At 39.9% G+C, this 16794-nt stretch carries 14 protein-coding genes and 1 tRNA gene; 12 read left to right on the top strand and 3 right to left on the bottom strand.

All coding sequences use genetic code 11. The annotated features are described in order from the left end of the window. Positions 1-8: 8 nt before the first annotated feature. The 12 genes from leuD to B7705_RS07075 all read left to right on the top strand — a co-directional run bounded on the left by leuD (position 9) and on the right by B7705_RS07075 (position 14144). Positions 9-602, top strand: a complete 594-nt coding sequence (gene leuD / locus B7705_RS07130) for a 3-isopropylmalate dehydratase small subunit (protein ID WP_084948699.1) — start codon at positions 9-11, stop codon at positions 600-602. A gap of 29 nt (positions 603-631) precedes the next feature. After that, positions 632-1411, top strand: coding sequence for an L-threonylcarbamoyladenylate synthase (locus B7705_RS07125; RefSeq protein ID WP_070683945.1), 780 nt, complete (start codon positions 632-634; stop codon positions 1409-1411). Between the two features lie 151 nt (positions 1412-1562). Then, positions 1563-3461: an McrB family protein gene (locus B7705_RS07120; RefSeq protein WP_084948698.1), complete on the top strand. Its 1899-nt coding sequence runs from the start codon at positions 1563-1565 to the stop codon at positions 3459-3461. Further along, complete coding sequence (locus B7705_RS07115) at positions 3448-4752, top strand: McrC family protein (protein ID WP_084949221.1); 1305 nt, start codon at positions 3448-3450, stop codon at positions 4750-4752. The genes B7705_RS07120 and B7705_RS07115 overlap by 14 nt, the downstream gene beginning before the upstream one ends. 174 nt (positions 4753-4926) lie before the next feature. Then, the gene (locus tag B7705_RS07110) at positions 4927-5913 is read left to right on the top strand and encodes a GMP reductase (RefSeq protein WP_084948696.1); all 987 of its coding nucleotides are present in this window, start codon (positions 4927-4929) and stop codon (positions 5911-5913) included. A gap of 67 nt (positions 5914-5980) precedes the next feature. Further along, positions 5981-6052: transfer RNA gene (locus B7705_RS07105), tRNA-Arg, on the top strand. 172 nt (positions 6053-6224) lie between these two features. Beyond that, on the top strand, positions 6225-6923 hold the full coding sequence (gene rnc, locus B7705_RS07100) for a ribonuclease III (RefSeq protein WP_061416950.1): 699 nt from the start codon (positions 6225-6227) through the stop codon (positions 6921-6923). Beyond that, on the top strand, positions 6914-10453 hold the full coding sequence (gene smc, locus B7705_RS07095) for a chromosome segregation protein SMC (RefSeq protein ID WP_084948695.1): 3540 nt from the start codon (positions 6914-6916) through the stop codon (positions 10451-10453). The genes rnc and smc overlap by 10 nt, the downstream gene beginning before the upstream one ends. A gap of 143 nt (positions 10454-10596) precedes the next feature. Continuing rightward, positions 10597-11547: a bifunctional riboflavin kinase/FAD synthetase gene (locus B7705_RS07090; RefSeq protein WP_084948693.1), complete on the top strand. Its 951-nt coding sequence runs from the start codon at positions 10597-10599 to the stop codon at positions 11545-11547. Positions 11548-11683: 136 nt separating this feature from the next. Then, positions 11684-12457 carry a nucleotidyltransferase domain-containing protein gene (locus B7705_RS07085; protein ID WP_084948692.1) on the top strand — a complete coding sequence of 258 codons (774 nt, stop codon included), beginning with the start codon at positions 11684-11686 and terminating at the stop codon, positions 12455-12457. An 8-nt stretch (positions 12458-12465) separates the two neighbouring features. Then, entirely contained in the window at positions 12466-13515 is a 1050-nt protein-coding gene (locus B7705_RS07080; RefSeq protein WP_084948690.1) for a hypothetical protein, read from the top strand. 17 nt (positions 13516-13532) lie between these two features. Next, the gene (locus B7705_RS07075; RefSeq protein WP_084948689.1) at positions 13533-14144 is read left to right on the top strand and encodes a tetratricopeptide repeat protein; all 612 of its coding nucleotides are present in this window, start codon (positions 13533-13535) and stop codon (positions 14142-14144) included. Between the two features lie 669 nt (positions 14145-14813). On the opposite strand, the gene B7705_RS07070 is transcribed toward B7705_RS07075, so the two are convergent. The 3 genes from B7705_RS07070 to B7705_RS10085 are packed head-to-tail and all read right to left on the bottom strand — an operon-like array spanning position 14814 to position 16665. Further along, the gene (locus B7705_RS07070; protein WP_084948687.1) at positions 14814-15632 is read right to left on the bottom strand and encodes a TIGR03943 family putative permease subunit; all 819 of its coding nucleotides are present in this window, start codon (positions 15630-15632) and stop codon (positions 14814-14816) included. Next, positions 15629-16534 carry a permease gene (locus tag B7705_RS07065; protein WP_084948686.1) on the bottom strand — a complete coding sequence of 302 codons (906 nt, stop codon included), beginning with the start codon at positions 16532-16534 and terminating at the stop codon, positions 15629-15631. Before B7705_RS07065 ends, B7705_RS07070 begins: the two co-directional genes overlap by 4 nt. Next, positions 16531-16665: an SPJ_0845 family protein gene (locus B7705_RS10085; RefSeq protein WP_084948684.1), complete on the bottom strand. Its 135-nt coding sequence runs from the start codon at positions 16663-16665 to the stop codon at positions 16531-16533. Before B7705_RS10085 ends, B7705_RS07065 begins: the two co-directional genes overlap by 4 nt. Positions 16666-16794 lie beyond the last annotated feature (129 nt).

Below are 16794 nucleotides of genomic sequence, written 5' to 3'. Positions count from 1 at the left end.
GAGAGGATATGGAGAAATTTACAGTTTATACGGGAACGACCGTTCCTCTCATGAACGATAACATCGACACCGACCAAATACTCCCCAAGCAGTTTCTCAAGTTGATTGATAAAAAAGGCTTTGGTAAGTACCTCATGTATGCTTGGCGTTATCTAGACGACAAGTATACTGAGGACCCAGACTTTGTTTTTAACCGACCTGAATACCGAAAAGCTAGTATTCTCATCTCAGGGGATAACTTTGGGGCAGGTTCTTCGAGGGAACACGCAGCTTGGGCACTAGCAGATTATGGCTTTAAGGTCGTGATTGCAGGCTCTTTCGGTGACATTCATTACAATAATGAACTCAATAATGGCATGTTGCCTATTGTTCAGCCCAGAGAGGTTCGAGAGAAACTAGCCCAGCTACAACCGACCGATCAGGTAACTGTGGACTTGGAACAGCAAAAAATCATTTCACCAGTTGGAGAATTCTCCTTTGAGATCGATAGTGATTGGAAACACAAGCTTTTAAATGGTTTGGATGATATCGGAATTACTTTGCAGTATGAAGACTTGATTGCTGCCTATGAAAAACAACGACCAGCCTACTGGCAGGACTAGAAGAAAAATAGAAAAGGAAATATAGAACTATGACAAAACACATTCAATGGAATGGAACACTTTCACAAGAAGGCTACGACATTTTAAAAGGTGAGGGCGGGTGCATTGTTTGCCCTACAAAAGTTGGTTACATTATCATGACCAGCGACAAGGCAGGATTGGAACGCAAGTTTGCAGCCAAAGAACGTAACCGTAACAAACCAGGTGTTGTACTTTGTGGTAGCATGGACGAGCTACGCGCTTTAGCACAACTCAACCCAGAAATTGAAGCCTTCTACCAAAAACATTGGGACGAAGACATTCTCCTCGGTTGTATCCTTCCTTGGAAACCAGAAGCTTTTGAAAAACTCAAAGCTTATGGGGATGGTCGTGAAGAGCTCATGACCGACGTGCGTGGTACTAGCTGTTTTGTCATCAAGTTTGGTAAAGCTGGTGAACAGTTGGCTGCTAAACTTTGGGAAGAAGGTAAAATGGTCTACGCCTCATCAGCTAACCCATCTGGTAAAGGAAACCGCGGTAAGGTGGAAGGTATCGGAGAACGTATCGAAGGAGCAGTGGACCTTGTCATCGAGGCAGACGACTATGTGGCATCTATCCAACCTGACAAAACGATTGAAACGCGCTACGAGCAAGGTGTGATGGTGTCTATGGTTGATAAAGACGGCAAACTAATCCCAGAACAAGGAGGAGCTCGCTCAATCTCACCAGCCCCAGTTGTGATTCGTAAAGGGCTTGACATTGATAAAATCATGATGCACCTGTCAGATACCTTTAACTCATGGGACTACCGTCAGGGTGAATATTATTAAGATAAAAAAGAGGTCTAGTGTTAAGAGACATTGAAGCTCCTAACACTGGGCTTTTTCTTTAGAAATTCTTTTCTTTTTCTATAGGATATGATATTCTATATATGAAATATATAGTTTTTTATTCGAACATTATTATAAAAGGAGTAAGATGATGCTGAAAAGAAAAGTTAGTTTGGAAGATTTTTATGATTGGTACCAAGAAAATAAAATAAGATTAAGAGAAGATGCATCTAAATATAGTATTTACAATGAACAATTACGTGAAGAATTTCTTAAAGAATGGCCACTTGATAGAATTTTAACCATGTCTATTGATGATTATGTTATTGGAAAGGGGGCGCAAAACAAGTCATTTTGCTATGCTCTTGAGACTGGAAAGTACCAATCATTATTTATGGGAATTGGTGGAGGAGGTTCTTCAAAATTTGGTATTTATTGGAATGAGGATACGAAAAGCTATAAGAATCAAGCTAATAAAATCATTCCAGAATCAGAACTAGAAGACCGATTTAACAAATTAAAATCGGATTTGTATGAGATTATCCAAGCTGGTAGAAAGTTAGATTTCAATAACCCTATTTTTGACATTAAACAGTCAAAGAATGAATTTATTGGTCGTTCTGCTGTGGTGACAAAACTACTTTGTATCTATTCTGAGGGATATCCTTTCTTAGGTGTAAATCTTAATAGTCAAAAGAGATTCTGGAACAAGTTACTTCCTCAAAAAAATCAAGGGGGACCTTATCTTCAGAATCATGAGATTTGTCAACACGTATTGCAAAAATATCCTGAGCTGGAACCATCATTGTTGGGAAGTATTTTATTTGAATATTCAACACAATTTCTAGACGATAAAGAAAAGAAAGAAGAAAAAATGTCTGCAGAATATAAGGTTTATCATCCATTGAGTCAAACTCTACTACAATCCAAAAACCTCATCCTCCGTGGTGCTCCTGGTACAGGAAAAACTTATCTTGCTAAAGAAATTGCCAAAGAATTAACGGATGGCAACGAAGACCAAATCGGATTTGTACAATTTCACCCATCCTATGATTATACGGATTTTGTGGAAGGTTTAAGACCAGTATCAAATGGGGATGGAGCTATTGAGTTTAAATTACAAGATGGTATTTTTAAGCAGTTTTGCCAGAAGGCTAAAGAAGCCCAGAAAACTGGTGGACAAGATAATTTTGAGGAAACGTGGACTAAGCTAACGGATGCTATCAATGAAAAGCAAGGACAATACTTCTTTCCTCGTAGTTCTGTTCCAGCCAGTCTAAACAGTCAAGGGAATGTGAAGTTTGATTCTCCTGTTGCTACCAAAGAAAAAGTGTATCTTTTGTACAAGGGTGAAGAGACTAATTTAAAGTACGAAACTTATCAAAACATTGTTTTGGATCACATGAAAGAAAGTTATGGATTATGCGATTATATATCTCCAACGATTGACACAGACAAGAAATTCGTTTTCATCATCGATGAAATCAACCGTGGGGAGATTTCTAAGATTTTTGGGGAACTCTTTTTCTCTATTGATCCTGGTTATCGTGGTGAAAAGGGAAGCGTTTCTACCCAGTATTCTAATTTACATGAGACTGATGACAAATTTTATATTCCTGAGAATGTCTACATCATCGGAACAATGAATGATATTGACCGTTCAGTAGATACCTTTGATTTTGCTATGCGCCGTCGTTTTCGTTTTGTTGAAGTTACTGCTGAAAGCCAGTTATACATTCTTGATAACGAACTAGATGGACGTGAGGAGGAAGCGAAAAAACGTTTAAAAAACTTGAACGCTGCTATCGAAAACGTTCAGGAGCTAAACAGTCATTATCATATTGGACCAAGTTATTTCCTTAAGTTGAAGGATGTAGACTTTAACTATGAATTACTCTGGTCTGATTACCTCAAACCACTTTTAGAAGATTACTTGCGAGGTTCTTATGAAGAGGCCGAAATTCTGGATACATTGAAAAAAGCATTTGATCTGATAAATAACGACCAAACAGATCAGCAAGAGACTGGTGATGATGATGCGGATAACTGATAATCAGCATAGAATTGCTAAAGAAGACTTTGTTACAGATTATCCCAACCTTAGTCAAGCACTTCTTGATAGAACACTAGATAACCTTTCTCGAGAGGACCGTATCTTTATATTTCCAAATGACCTGCAATATTCTCCTGATTTAGACAAGGACCAAAAGATTTTGGAAACAGTTAATCAGGAAATCAAGACAGGGAACGTGATTGGTTTTCTTGGATATGGTCAGGAAAGATTAACGATTTCCTCTCGTTTTTCTGATGAAAGTAACGACCATTTTTTGCATTATCTTTTACAAAAGATTCTCAATATCAATTTGACTAGTTTAGACATCGGTCTATCTCAAGAGGATAAACTCTATCAGCTTTTGATTTACCTCTTTCCCAAATATCTGCAAGCTGCTCTTCGAAAAGGTCTTTATAAGGAATACCAGAGATTTTTCCATAACGATAGTCATGTAAAGGGAGTGCTAGATGTAGGAATGCATCTTAAGAAAAATGTTCCTTTTATGGGAAGCATTGCCTATACCACTAGAGAGTTCACCTATGATAATCCACTCATGCAGTTGATTCGGCATACGATTGAGTACATTAAGAATCAGAAAGGTTTCGGAGTTCTGCTCGATAGTAATCGTGAAAATATGGCAGAAATTACTCGTGTAACCTCATCTTATAAACTCGCTGATCGTGCTAAGATTATCATAATGAATAAAACGAAACCCATCCGACACGCCTATTTTAGAGAGTATAGAAAATTACAGGAACTCTGCTTGATGATTCTGAGTAGAGAAAAGCATGGTCTTGGCCCTCAATCTCAAAGGGTACATGGTATTCTCTTTGATGTTGCCTGGCTTTGGGAAGAGTATGTTCATACCTTGTTGCCAAAAGGTTTCATCCATCCACGAAATAAAGATAAGACGAACGGAATTTCAGTATTTTCTGTTGGGAAACGAAAAGTATATCCAGATTTTTATGACAGAGAACGAAATACTGTTTTAGATGCTAAATATAAGAAACTGGAGTTCACTGAAAGAGGGATTAACCGCGAGGACTTGTTCCAGCTGATTTCCTATTCTTATATTTTAAAAGCTGAGAAAGCCGGACTGATTTTCCCTAGTATGGAGCAGTCAGTAAATAGTGAGATAGGAAAAGTAGTGGGGTACGGAGTCTTGCTTAAAAAGTGGTCTATCCAAATTCCTCAGAAGGCTTTATCCTATAATGAATTTTATGAAATGATGGAAAATTCAGAAGAAAATTTTAAAGCGATTATTGATGAAGAAGTGGGGAGAAAATAATCTCTTCACTTTTTTGGCTATTTATACAAGTAATTTCCGAACAATATGATTTGATTGTTGAAGATATTTGACAAAAACTGTACTTTGGTTTATAATAAGTCAAGGAAACGTCGGGAAAAGGCGTAGGGATGCGCAAGCATAGGTAGGTCATTATAAAAGAAACGAGACATCGATATGTTAAATGAATTTCCAATTTTTGATTACGAAGATATTCAGTTGATCCCAAATAAATGTGTGATTAAAAGCCGTTCAGAGGCGGATACAAGTGTCACACTTGGAAATCATACGTTTAAACTACCTGTTGTGCCAGCAAATATGCAGACGATTTTGGATGAGAACGTAGCAGAGCAACTTGCTAAGGGTGGGTACTTCTATATTATGCATCGTTTTGACGAGGCTGGGCGCATTCCTTTTATCAAACGCATGCACGATCAAGGGCTCATTGCTTCCATTTCTGTTGGTGTTAAGGATTACGAGTATGACTTTGTTAGCCAGCTCAAGGCTGATGCTCCTGAGTACATCACGATTGACATTGCTCATGGTCATGCGGATAGCGTGATTTCTATGATCCAACACATCAAGAAGGAATTACCAGATACTTTTGTCATTGCTGGTAACGTTGGGACACCAGAAGCTGTGCGTGAATTGGAAAATGCTGGAGCGGATGCCACAAAGGTTGGAATCGGTCCTGGTAAGGTTTGTATCACCAAGGTCAAGACTGGCTTTGGGACAGGTGGCTGGCAGTTGGCAGCACTTCGCTGGTGTGCTAAAGCAGCTCGTAAACCGATCATTGCTGATGGTGGGATTCGTACTCATGGCGATATTGCTAAGTCTATCCGTTTCGGTGCCAGCATGGTCATGATCGGTTCCCTTTTTGCAGGACATATCGAAAGTCCAGGGAAAACGATTGAAGTTGATGGCGAACAGTTCAAAGAATACTATGGTTCAGCTTCTCAATACCAAAAGGGTGCTTATAAAAACGTGGAGGGTAAACGCATTTTGCTTCCTGCTAAAGGACATTTGCAAGATACCCTTACTGAGATGGAGCAAGATTTGCAAAGTGCCATTTCCTACGCAGGTGGACGCAAGGTTGCTGACCTCAAGCGCGTTGATTATGTAATCGTGAAAAACTCTATCTGGAATGGTGATGCTTCCCACTAATAGACGCTTAGTCCATCCATAAAAAACTTGTTATTAGAGCAAATTTCTGTTATAATAAAACAAGTTTCCACCCTTAGTGTAATGGATATCACGTAAGATTCCGGTTCTTGAGATGGGGGTTCGATTCCCTCAGGGTGGATGTAAACAGCCTAAAAAAGCCTTTAAATAAGGCTTTTTTCTTTATAATGCCTCCAAAATTGGAAATTTTTTTTCAAAAACTATCCCACTCTCCCCTAGTCCCATTTTAAAGTGACTCAGAGGACTTTTTTTGTTATAATAGAAAGGATCGTAATTATTAGAAAGAGGTCAGTATGAAAGAATTACAAACTGTACTGAAGAAGCGTTTTGCAATCGAATTTGCAGACAAAAACTTACTGGAAACGGCCTTTACTCATACGAGTTATGCCAATGAGCACCGCCTCTTAAAAATTTCACACAATGAGCGCTTGGAATTTTTAGGAGACGCTGTTCTGCAATTATTGATTTCAGAATATCTGTATAAAAAATATCCTAAGAAACCAGAGGGAGATTTGTCCAAACTCCGTGCCATGATTGTCCGAGAGGAGAGTTTGGCTGGTTTTGCGCGTGATTGCCAGTTTGATCAGTTTATCAAGCTAGGAAAAGGGGAAGAAAAGTCTGGTGGTCGCAATCGTGACACCATTCTTGGTGATGCTTTTGAAGCCTTTCTGGGAGCGTTGCTTTTAGACAAGGATGTTTCTAGGGTAAAAGAGTTTATCTATCAGGTCATGATTCCCAAGGTTGAAGTAGGTGACTTTGAAATGATTAAGGATTACAAGACACACCTGCAAGAGTTGCTCCAGGTCAATGGGGATGTGGACATTCGCTACCAGGTGACTTCTGAGATGGGACCTGCCCATGATAAGGTTTTTGATGTAGAAGTTCTAGTTGAGGGCAAGAGTATCGGAAAAGGACAAGGACGCTCCAAAAAATTAGCAGAGCAGGAAGCCGCGAAAAATGCAGTGGAGAAAGGGCTGGATTCATGTATTTAAAGGAAATTGAGATCCAGGGATTCAAGTCCTTTGCTGATAAGACCAAAGTCGTCTTTGACCAAGGTGTGACAGCTGTTGTTGGGCCAAATGGTTCTGGGAAGTCAAATATCACAGAAAGTCTGCGATGGGCCTTGGGGGAGTCCAGCGTCAAAAGCCTTCGTGGTGGTAAGATGCCCGACGTTATCTTTGCTGGAACTGAAAGTCGTAAGCCGCTCAATTATGCTTCGGTTGTCGTGACCTTGGATAATGAGGATGGTTTTATCAGGGATGCAGGGAAAATTATTAAGGTAGAACGTCATATCTATCGTAGTGGAGATAGCGAGTATCGAATTGATGGCAAGAAAGTCCGCTTGCGTGATATACATGACCTGTTCTTGGATACAGGTTTGGGACGGGATTCCTTCTCTATTATTTCCCAAGGGAAGGTTGAGGAGATTTTTAATTCCAAGCCTGAAGAACGCCGAGCCATTTTTGAAGAAGCTGCAGGAGTTTTAAAGTACAAAACTCGTAGAAAAGAAACAGAGAGCAAACTGCAACAAACTCAGGACAACCTAGACCGTTTAGAGGACATTATCTATGAGTTGGACAATCAAATCAAGCCTCTTGCCAAACAAGCTGAAAATGCTCGGAAGTTTCTCGACTTTGATGGTCAGCGTAAGGCGATTTATTTGGATGTACTGGTTGCCCAAATCAAGGAAAATAAGGCTGAACTAGAGTTGACAGAAGAAGAGCTAACGCAAGTTCAGGAACTTTTGACTAGCTATTACCAAAAGCGTGAAGAGTTAGAAGAGGAAAATCAGACTCTTAAAAAGAAACGCCAGGATCTCCAAACTGAAATGGCCAAGGATCAAGGAAGCTTGATGGATCTGACGAATCTGATAAGTGACTTAGAGCGAAAATTAGCCCTATCAAAACTTGAGTCAGAGCAGGTAGCCCTCAATCAACAAGAAGCACAAGCCCGTTTGGCATCTTTAGAAGATAAGAGAAAGACTCTAAGTAAAGAGAAGGCAGAAAAAGAAGCGAATTTGGCACAGTTAGAGGAAAGTCTAACTGAAAACAACAAAGAACTCAATCGTTTAGAAGCAGAATTGCTAGCTTTTTCAGATGATCCTGACCAGATGATCGAGCTCTTGCGTGAACGCTTTGTTGCGCTTTTGCAAGAAGAAGCGGATGTCTCAAACCAACTGACCCGCATCGAGAATGAACTAGAGAACAGCCGTCAGCTATCTCAAAAACAAGCAGATCAACTTGAGAAATTGAAAGATCAACTGGCTACAGCTAAAGAAAAAGCAAGTCAGCAAAAGACTGAGTTTGAATCTGCCAAGGAGCAGGTTCAGAAATTATTGGCAGACTACCAAGCTGGTGCCAAGGAGCAAGAGGCAAAGAAGGTTTCTTACCAAGCCCAGCAGAGCCAACTCTTTGACCGTCTGGATAGTCTCAAAAATAAGCAGGCTAGAGCCCAAAGTTTAGAAAATATCCTTAGAAATCATAGCAACTTTTACGCGGGTGTTAAGAGTGTTCTCCAAGAAAAAGACCGTCTTGGTGGGATCATTGGTGCAGTCAGTGAACATTTGACCTTTGATGTGCATTATCAAACCGCTTTGGAGATTGCGCTTGGAGCTAGCAGTCAGCACATCATAGTAGAAGATGAGAACGCAGCGACTAAGGCTATTGATTTCCTCAAGCGCAACAGAGCCGGTCGAGCAACCTTCCTTCCGTTGACGACGATCAAGGCTCGTGCGATTTCTAGTCAGAATCAAGATGCTATCGCATCAAGTCCAGGCTTCCTTGGCATGGCAGATGAGTTGGTGTCGTTTGACAAGAGACTAGAAGCAATTTTCAAGAATTTGCTCGCTACGACAGCTATCTTTGACACCGTAGAACATGCGCGTGCAGCAGCTCGTCAAGTTCGTTACCAGGTTCGTATGGTGACGCTTGATGGTACCGAATTGCGTACAGGTGGTTCCTACGCGGGTGGTGCCAATCGTCAAAACAACAGTATTTTCATCAAGCCAGAGCTGGAGCAATTACAAAAAGAAATTGCTAAAGAAGAAGCTGACTTGCGGTTAGAAGAAGTGAGTTTGAAGACCTTGCAAGATGAGATGGCGGTATTGGCAGAAAGATTAGAAGCTATCAAATCTCAGGGTGAGCAAGCTCGTATTCAGGAGCAAGGCTTGTATCTTGCTTATCAACAAACCAATCAGCAGGTTGAAGAACTGGAAACGCTTTGGAAACTTCAAGAAGAGGAATTAAATCGCCTATCTGAAGGAGATTGGCAAGCGGACAAGGAAAAATGCCAAGAGCGCCTTGCTACCATTGCCAGTGAAAAGCAAAATCTGGAAGCTGAGATTGAAGAGATTAAGTCTAACAAAAACGCCATTCAAGAACGTTATCAAAACTTGCAGGAACAGATTTCTCAAGCGCGCTTGCTTAAGTCCGAACTGCAAGGACAAAAGCGGTACGAAGTGACTGATATTGAACGCTTAGGCAAGGAACTGGATAATCTGAATATCGAGCAAGAGGAAATCCAGCGCCTCCTTCAAGAAAAGGTTGATAATCTTGAGAAAGTGGATACGGATTTACTAAGCCAGCAGGTGGAAGAGGCCAAAACCCAGAAAGCCAATCTTCAACAAGGTCTGATTCGCAAGCAGTTTGAATTGGATGATATCGAGGGTCGACTGGATGATATTGCCAGCCATTTGGATCAGGCTCGCCAGCAGAATGAAGAGTGGATTCGTAAACAAACACGTGCTGAAGCCAAGAAGGAAAAGGTCAGCGAACGCTTGCGCCATCTACAAGGTCAATTAACAGACCAGTACCAGATTAGCTATAATGAGGCGCTAGAAAAGGCTCATGAACTGGAAAATCTCAATCTGGCAGAGCAAGAGGTTAAGGATTTAGAGAAGGCTATTCGCTCACTGGGGCCTGTCAATTTGGATGCCATTGACCAGTACGAAGAAGTTCACAGCCGTCTGGATTTCCTAAATAGCCAGCGAGACGATATTTTGTCTGCGAAAAACCTACTCCTTGAGACCATCACAGAGATGAATGATGAGGTTAAGGAACGCTTCAAATCAACCTTCGAAGCTATTCGTGAGTCCTTTAAAGTGACCTTTAGACAGATGTTTGGCGGAGGTCAAGCAGACTTGATATTGACTGAGGGCGATCTTTTAACAGCTGGTGTGGAGATTTCTGTTCAACCTCCAGGTAAGAAAATCCAATCTCTCAACCTCATGAGTGGTGGGGAAAAAGCCCTATCAGCTCTGGCTCTGCTCTTCTCAATCATCCGAGTTAAGACTATTCCTTTCGTCATCTTGGACGAGGTAGAGGCGGCGCTGGACGAAGCCAATGTCAAACGTTTTGGGGATTATCTCAACCGCTTTGACAAGGATAATCAGTTTATCGTCGTAACCCACCGTAAGGGGACGATGGCAGCAGCGGACTCTATCTATGGAGTTACCATGCAGGAATCAGGTGTCTCCAAGATTGTTTCGGTTAAGTTAAAAGATTTAGAAGAAACAATAGACTAGTTACCAAATGATAGCATCTCATAGGAGGTGCTATTTTTTAAAACTAAAGTGCTAAATTTTCTCATAAGGTTAGTTAAGGCGCAAAAAACGACATTTGGGATTTCCTCTTAGCGAAAAGACTTTCTCTATGATATAATAGTTTCATGATTACAACAGTACCTATTAAGAACGAAAAAGATATTGCAGTACCGGGAAAAACAGTCCTTGTACTTGGTTATTTTGATGGCATCCACAAGGGACATCAGAAACTTTTTGAAGTGGCTAGTAAGGCTTCTATGAAGGATTATCTGCCAGTTGTCGTGATGACCTTTACAGAGTCGCCAAAACTTGCCTTGCAACCTTACCAACCTGAGCTCATGCTCCATATCGTCAATCACGAGGAACGTGAGCACAAGATGAAGTGGCACGGAGTAGAGGCTCTTTTCTTACTTGACTTTAGTAGCAAATTTGCTAGTTTAACGGGTCAAGAGTTCTTTGATACCTACATCAAGGCTTTAAAACCAGCTATCATTGTAGCAGGATTTGACTATACGTTTGGTTCAGATAAGAAAACTGCGGATGACCTGAAGGACTATTTTGATGGAGAGATCATCATTGTTCCTCCAGTTGAGGATGAAAAGGGCAAGATTAGTTCCACACGGATTCGTCAGGCTATTCTTGATGGAGATGTCAGGGAAGTCAATCATCTGCTCGGCACTCCGCTCCCATCTCGTGGGATGGTCGTTCATGGAAATGCTCGTGGGCGTACTATCGGTTATCCAACAGCCAATCTGGTTCTAAGAGATCGAACTTACATGCCAGCAGATGGTGTCTATGTAGTCGATGTAGAAGTACAACGTCAGAGATATCGTGGCATGGCAAGTGTGGGGAAAAATGTCACCTTTGATGGCGAAGAACCACGTTTTGAAGTCAATATTTTTGACTTTTCAGATGACATTTATGGTGAGACCGTCATTGTTTACTGGCTGGAACGTGTCCGTGATATGGTCAAATTTGACTCCGTTGAGGAACTGGTAGATCAACTCCAGAAAGATGAAGAGATTGCTCGGAACTGGAAGGATGGAGATTCTGTCATTCAAAGTTCTCAGGTATAGAAAACGTCTGAATAAGCTAATGGAAGGTTTAGTTTATTTGATTTTAGTTTTGAAAGAGTGATATATTTCTCTTTTAGTTCCCATAATTCCCAATTTTAGCAACTATATATGTTCGGAATATAGACGAGGCTTTATTATGCAAACACAAGAAGAAATGAATGTTCTGGTACCTGAAAAATTAGCAGAAATTGAGCGTGATTATGGAGTCACAGTTTTGTGGGCTATCGAGTCTGGTAGTCGTGCATGGGGCTTTGAGTCTCCTGACAGTGACTTTGATGTACGGTTTATCTACAAACACAAGCGAGATTTTTATCTCCGTTTAAATGAACAGCGTGATGTTATCGAGTTACCAATTGACGATACTTGGGATGTGAGCGGCTGGGATTTAGATAAGACTTTAAAACTCCTTTATAAGTCAAATCCTACACTGTTTGAATGGTTACAGTCACCAATTGTTTATCAGCAAACGGATTTTATCGAGCGTATACGTCCTCTTGCCAACCAGTATTTTTCTGAGAAGAAAATGCTCCACCATTACTTGAACACTGCTAGAACTCAAATGAACAAGTATCTTTTAGGAGACAAGATCAAACCTAAAAAGTATTTCTATGTGCTGCGTCCGATTTTGGCTTGCCGTTGGATTGAAAAATACCATTCAGTTCCTCCGATTTTATTTGATGATTTGGTGAAAGAATTGCTGCCGTCTCAAATGAAGGAACATGTGTCAAGATTGCTTGATATCAAGGTAAAGGGACCTGAAGGTATGGAAATTGAGCCTATAAAGCCAATTCAAGATTATATTTTAGATAATATCCAAGAGCTCGATGCCTACATCCAAAACGTTACTGAGGAGAAAAAAGAGTGGGAAACCCTAAATCAATTTTTCCTTGAAGAATTAAGGCATGATTGAGGTTGTTTATGGGGAAATGGACATGTAAATGCGGGAAAGCGATGAATGACCATAGGTCACCCGATCCAAATGCTTATTCAGTTTATTCGGATGAGTTGTTTGAAGAAATCATAAATAAAGCTGACGACCATAATAAAATTTCTTATGATGATATTTCTGAAGCATCCTTTTATATGTGGAAGTGCCCTGAATGTGGCAGTTTCATGGTTTTTGGCGAAGACGGGGGTAGAGATTGCTTTACTTTTTATGAACGCCAAGAAGCAGAAAAGGTTGAACCTCTCTTTGATCCGGATCAAGAGCTAAATCTTGTTGTGGTTGAGTTTCAGGAGGGAGGGAATGGCTATACTTATATCTGCGATGATCCAAATATCCATATTGGGCACGCTGTTATTGTCCCAGTAGGGAAGGAAAGTACTGAAAAAACTGCTTTAGTTGTACAGAAGTATCATGCCCTACCAAAGGATGTCACCTTTCCTGTTGAAAAGTTAAAACGAGTCATCCGTAGGTATTCACATTTCGACCCACACACTTCGAAAACCGTTTGTAGAAATTTAATTAAGCTTGGAAGAATTCTTGATGCTTGCTCTAAAAACGCTAAACCTGCTAATCAGCAATATTATAGTATCAAAACTCCCTTAGGCTATTTCTGGTTAGAATTAAATAGAGTTCCGATTCCAATGAAAATTACACAGATTCAAGTCAGAGATAAAAAGTACCAAGTAGAAGGTGCGTTTTATATTAAGCCTTTAGAGATTAACTGTAGAAAATTCTATGAGCTGGAATTATGTGCAGATTTTGATATTGATGCCTCGAGATGGATCGATGTTCTTTCTGATGAAAATGTTTGGGGCAATAGCTGGGAACTAAATGGTTTTCAATTTGGTATTACTGCAGGGGAATCTCCAGAATTTGAAGACGAAGTTGTTGCAAGAAAATATAGTCGTATCCCACTTTATTCTGACTGGCACCCTGAATTTCAGGATTATTATGGTTTCAGTTTAGCCTGGAAAAAATACGAGTCTGATAGCGATTTATCAATAGATTTCTATACAACGTAAGATGCAGGAGAATAAGCATGAATCAAGCATGGGAATTATTGTTTGAAGGCAAGATTGAAGAGGCTAAAAAATTAGTTGAAGCTGATTTTTCTTTGGAAACTTGCACTAATTTTAGTTTATTAAATTTGATGGGCTATATCTATCTTGAAGAGCAAAATTATAACGAGTGCTTAAGTATCTACCAGCGTTATATTGACTTAGCCCGAACTAAAAGTGACCAAGAAAATGAACATATAGGTTATCATCAGTTAGCGATGGTTTACCGTGAAATGGGTCATTTTCAAAAAGCTCTACTCTATATCGATCAGGAAATGCAAATTATAAAAAAATATTTTCCCAATGATGCTTTGAAATTTTCTGTTAACAACTATGAACAAGGCTACCTTCGTTTAAAGTTGGGAAATCTAGAAGAGGCAGAAAGCTATATGCAAAAATCCCTAGATTTTGCTTTGACAACTGAGGACTTCATTGCCCAAGCTTGTGCTTATAGAGGGATGGGAGTGATTTATCTGAAGCAAGATTCAGTCAAATCACGAAATTATTTTTATCAATCTATTCAACTCTTTGAAAAAGCTGAGGATAAAATTGGAGCAGATGAGGTAAGAGCTTTGTTACAAAATGAGAAGTAGTCCAACTGAGCTGAAGAAAAACAGTAAAAAGCGGAGATTCATGGTGCAGAAAAGAGGCTAGTTCATAATTTCAACAACTGGAAGCTATGAAGTTTAACTGAAAAAATCCAGTTATGGGACTTAGTGCATTTATATTATGTCTTCATTTTACAGAAACCGAAAGTAAATAACTATTTTTAATATAAAATTTTGTCTTTTATCATATTTTTTTGAAAAAAGCTAGTAATTTGACTGAAAAAATTTGCAATTCTCTACAAGAAAATATATAATATAGTTGAGATGGAAAAACGTTTTTCAAAAGGAGGTGCACATTATGTTCTTAGGATTCTACTTCCGTTTTTGGTTCAGCATTTGGTGGCGTTAATAGAGGTTAGTGGTTGTTAAATTAAACTCAAATAGCTTTATGCCAGTAAGAAACTGAATATTCAGTTTAATATGAGTTTTATTTTTTCTAGTAAATTAACGTTTTCTATCACAACTCTATTGCAGTTAAGCTATGATATGTGATGATTGTCAACCCTATCTTATTAACATTTTTATGGTCTCGAGAAATCTTATTTCTTGGGACTTTTTCTATTGTTTGAAAGGTTGTGTGTTGATTTTGTTGAGCTAGGAGAACAAAAAGACAAGCTACTTTAAAAAGTAATTTGTCTGTTGTTGGGTCACTTTTTATTGAAACACACGATAAACGTAGGGATTGTCTGGTTTGTCTACTTTTGTGAAACTCTCAACTTCTAGTGTTGGGAGTTTTTGTTTGAGTTCTTTATGATAGTGGAGGGTCAGGATTCCTCTAGCGGTGATCCAGGTATTGTCAGGATATTGGCGTGAGTTTCCCTTGGTCAAGAGTCCATATACACCAGAATCGGCGATACAGTGAATGATTCCAAAGCGAAAGAGGAACTGGCTATCTGGATGGCTAGGATCGTTATAGACGAAGCCTGTAAACTCTATTTTCTTTCCCTCAAACTCTTGAGGATAGTCATAGAGAACTTCCATGACCTCCATATAGTTTTCATCAGTGACTTGAATGGTTGGTTGGGTGATGTATTTGTCAGCTGTAGCCCTCATTTCCTTTTCATAAGCAGATTTGGAAAAATAGGTACTGGTATCGGGTTTGAGGTATTGACTGGATGTTCCTTCGCTTGCCTGAATAGCTGTGTCGATTCCCTCAGCAAGTGGGAAATGATATCCCTTAGCAGATACGGTTCTTGAGTCCAAACTTACTGTCGGAAAGGCAACTCCAATCAATAGGGGTAGTGACAGTAAAAGGATGCTGATTCGTCTAGCTCGACGACTTTCCAAATGGCTGTGAGAGTTAATTTTCTTGATCCAGATGTAGAATTGGACCAGAGCCAACAGAAGAGAAAGGACCATGGAGATATAGACTAGATAGGAATAGTGGAGGTTGATGTAGTGACTAAGCTTGCCAGATAGCTGCAGATAAAGGGTCAGAGCAAAATAACCTAGTAGAATGATAAATCGGATCATAGCATCACCCCCATCATGTAAGAATAAAGCAAGACAAGCACTGTCACGATGCCCATGAATTGCCAGATGAAGCGTGCTTTGAGATAGTGCTTCATCATGAGGAGATTTTTGATATCAAGCATGGGGCCAATGACTAGAAAAGCAAGGACTGGCGCTAGGCCGAAGCTCGAGAGGAGAGAAGCTCCGATAAAGGCGTCCGCCTCGCTACAAAGAGAGAGGAGAAAGGCTAGAAACATGAGCAAGAGAATCGCAAGGACTGGACTAGCACTGATAGATGTCAAGATCCGAGTCGGGACATAGACCTGCACGATGGCCGCAAAGAGACAGCCAAAGACCAAGTAACGCCCCATATCGAAAAACTCGTCAATAGCCTGTATAAAGATCTGAAAACCTTTTCTAGTGGGACTTAAGTGTGAAAAGTCGTGTTCATGGCAAGTGATAGGATTTTCTTTTTGAATGGGTTCCTTCCAAAAAAATCCTAGGAAAATCCCGAGCACCAAAGCAATCACAATAGCTCCCAGAGCTCGCAAGAAGGCAAGTTTTATTGAATTGCCAAAGGCAGAATATGTGGCGAAAAGAACGATAGGATTGATTATGGGAGCAGTCACCAGAAAAGGAACTGCTGTGTAGCTGGGTACTTTCTTTTCCAGAAAACGATTGATAATTGGAACGATTCCACATTCGCAGGATGGAAAGAGAAAGCCAATGAAGGTACCAAAAAAGATCCTCCCCCAACGATTGCGAGGAAGAAACTCATAAACTTTATCAGGTGTGATATAGACCTCAATCAATCCCGAAATAAGACTCCCAATCAGGACAAAAGGAAGGGCTTCAATCATGATGGAGAGAAAAATAACCCCCGCTTGTAAGATGCTAGGAGGAAGAGATTGGAAAATCGTCATCTATTTTTCTTCTCAACTTTTTCTTTTTTATCTTTATCATCTGGGAAAGTGACTTGTGTTAAGTCAGGAAGTTTGGCAAATTCTTCAAACATCTTGTCCAAGTCATCCGTTTTTGTAAATTTAACAGCCATGGGCCTACCTCTTTTCTACATTCTACCTCTATTATACTATTATTTTACGGAAATGGGATTATTTTGATAATCAAAGATGCAAAAACAGGTAAGGCAAAACAAGAGCTGTTCCTTATGGTATAATAGTTT

Source organism: Streptococcus oralis subsp. dentisani (assembly GCF_002096685.1).
Taxonomy (GTDB): Bacteria; Bacillota; Bacilli; order Lactobacillales; family Streptococcaceae; genus Streptococcus; species Streptococcus oralis_AD.
The sequence above is the reverse complement of the archived record's forward strand: the minus strand, read 5'-3'. Positions and strand labels throughout refer to the sequence as shown.

Bases quoted from the DNA above. Each gene is read 5' to 3' on its own strand.
- leuD (WP_084948699.1), top strand. From the start codon at position 9: ATGGAGAAATTTACAGTTTATACGGGAACGACCGTTCCTCTCATGAAC.
- B7705_RS07125 (WP_070683945.1), top strand. From the start codon at position 632: ATGACAAAACACATTCAATGGAATGGAACACTTTCACAAGAAGGCTAC.
- B7705_RS07120 (WP_084948698.1), top strand. From the start codon at position 1,563: ATGCTGAAAAGAAAAGTTAGTTTGGAAGATTTTTATGATTGGTACCAA.
- B7705_RS07115 (WP_084949221.1), top strand. From the start codon at position 3,448: ATGCGGATAACTGATAATCAGCATAGAATTGCTAAAGAAGACTTTGTT.
- B7705_RS07110 (WP_084948696.1), top strand. From the start codon at position 4,927: ATGTTAAATGAATTTCCAATTTTTGATTACGAAGATATTCAGTTGATC.
- rnc (WP_061416950.1), top strand. From the start codon at position 6,225: ATGAAAGAATTACAAACTGTACTGAAGAAGCGTTTTGCAATCGAATTT.
- smc (WP_084948695.1), top strand. From the start codon at position 6,914: ATGTATTTAAAGGAAATTGAGATCCAGGGATTCAAGTCCTTTGCTGAT.
- B7705_RS07090 (WP_084948693.1), top strand. From the start codon at position 10,597: ATGATTACAACAGTACCTATTAAGAACGAAAAAGATATTGCAGTACCG.
- B7705_RS07085 (WP_084948692.1), top strand. From the start codon at position 11,684: ATGCAAACACAAGAAGAAATGAATGTTCTGGTACCTGAAAAATTAGCA.
- B7705_RS07080 (WP_084948690.1), top strand. From the start codon at position 12,466: ATGGGGAAATGGACATGTAAATGCGGGAAAGCGATGAATGACCATAGG.
- B7705_RS07075 (WP_084948689.1), top strand. From the start codon at position 13,533: ATGAATCAAGCATGGGAATTATTGTTTGAAGGCAAGATTGAAGAGGCT.
- B7705_RS07070 (WP_084948687.1), bottom strand. From the start codon at position 15,632: ATGATCCGATTTATCATTCTACTAGGTTATTTTGCTCTGACCCTTTAT.
- B7705_RS07065 (WP_084948686.1), bottom strand. From the start codon at position 16,534: ATGACGATTTTCCAATCTCTTCCTCCTAGCATCTTACAAGCGGGGGTT.
- B7705_RS10085 (WP_084948684.1), bottom strand. From the start codon at position 16,665: ATGGCTGTTAAATTTACAAAAACGGATGACTTGGACAAGATGTTTGAA.